The 1,589-nt window shown below is 45.2% G+C and carries 2 protein-coding genes; both read right to left on the bottom strand.

All coding sequences use genetic code 11. The features are described 5' to 3' along the window. Window positions 1-69 precede the first annotated feature (69 nt). Window positions 70-762, bottom strand: coding sequence for a MotA/TolQ/ExbB proton channel family protein (locus B7Y67_RS17500; protein ID WP_293599722.1), 693 nt, complete (start codon window positions 760-762; stop codon window positions 70-72). Window positions 763-767: 5 nt separating this feature from the next. Continuing rightward, window positions 768-1,463: an energy transducer TonB gene (locus B7Y67_RS17505; RefSeq protein ID WP_293599723.1), complete on the bottom strand. Its 696-nt coding sequence runs from the start codon at window positions 1,461-1,463 to the stop codon at window positions 768-770. Window positions 1,464-1,589: the final 126 nt, after the last annotated feature.

Consider the following 1,589-nt stretch of genomic DNA (forward strand, 5'->3'; position numbering starts at 1 on the left):
TGGGAGTCATGTTGATTTCTGCCATGATGGCATCATCACTTTGATTGTCTTGTAGGTTAAAAGACATTCTTATTCTCCAGACTTTACTCGCGCACCAGTAACAAAATATGCCAGTAAGTCATTGCCGAAACGATTGAGGTCTGCAACAAATAATTTATTAGCTCTGTTTAGTGCATTAAAGCCGAGAACTGCTGGAATCGCCACAGCTAAGCCAAGCGCAGTCATGATGAGCGCTTCACCAATAGGGCCGGCCACCTGATCAATCTGCGCATTGCCAGAGCTACTGATGGCGATAAGGGCATGGTAGATGCCCCATACGGTTCCAAATAGACCAATAAATGGTGTGGTGGCACCAGTTGATCCGAGAAAGGTTAACCCCTTCTGCAGGCTAGCGGCAACACTGTCGATACTATTCTTAATGCTTCTTGCCATCCATTCAGAATAGTTCAAGGTTTGCAGGAGTTCACGGTGATTACTAGATTGGCTCTGGTGGTGAACAGAGGCAGTATTCGCGGATTTGGCGATTTGGTAAAAGGGATTATTAGCCTGATTGGTAAATGCATTTAATCCTTGGTCATAGGAGGTCGCCTTCCAAAATTGATCGAGCTCTACTGTGAGTTTGCGTAATCTTCTCAAATCCCAAATGCGTGATAGCAGGATGACCCAAGTTACGATAGAGCAGGTCAATAGTGCCAGCGCAACAAAGCGAGTGACAGCATCGCCTTCAAGCCATAAATTAGCTAAGCCAAATGGTGTGTTCATATTGTTTAATTCTTTAAATTAAATTTAATTAATAGGTTAGTAGAAATTCTGGTGGGTGAGCCGTTTACTACATATGGTTTAAAGCGATAACGTTTGCCAATTTCAGTTGCTGCTCGATCAAGACGTGGAAAAGAACTTGATCGCATTAATGCGACTTCCTCAACACTTCCGCTCTCGTCAATAATGAGCTTTACAACGACTTCACCTTGCTCCCCAGAGCGTTTAGAGAAGGAGGGGTAGTAAGCATCCGCATCAGGCTGATATACAACTATCAGTTTACCAATGTCAGTCTGAATAGGTGTACCGCTGGCTCCGGAGCTAGTGGAAGGGGCAACTGCAGCACTTTGTGTTTGTGCTTCACTACTAGGCTGCTGAGGCGTTGGTGGAGTTTCAGCAGATTGTTGGGCCTTAGTGGGCGCGGGTGTCTGCGTTACTTTTTCCTTGACAACCTTCTTTTGCTCTTGCTTTAGCTTGGGAGGAGGAGCTGCAGGTGGTGGCGCCGGGGGTGTTTGCGCTGCCTCTGGGCTAACCAGATTGGCCATGACCCTCGACTCGTCTAGGTCATTATCGTGATCTGGTTTCATACCGCTCTGAAAGCCAATTAAGAAGAGTAGATGTAGGGCAATGACAATGGCAAGAATGATGCGCTCAGTCTTATTGAATGGCAGTAATGCATTCATGCGGCTAAAAATCGAACTCATTTAAAGCTGAGCTCCAATTGCCATTCGAGAGCATGTTGACTCAGATTGGATTGCATTAATTCTTGTGACATGTTTAATAAGGCTTTTGCATCTTTGCTACTAATGAACTTGATGCTGCCATAACGA

The organism is Polynucleobacter sp. 35-46-11 (assembly GCF_002281105.1).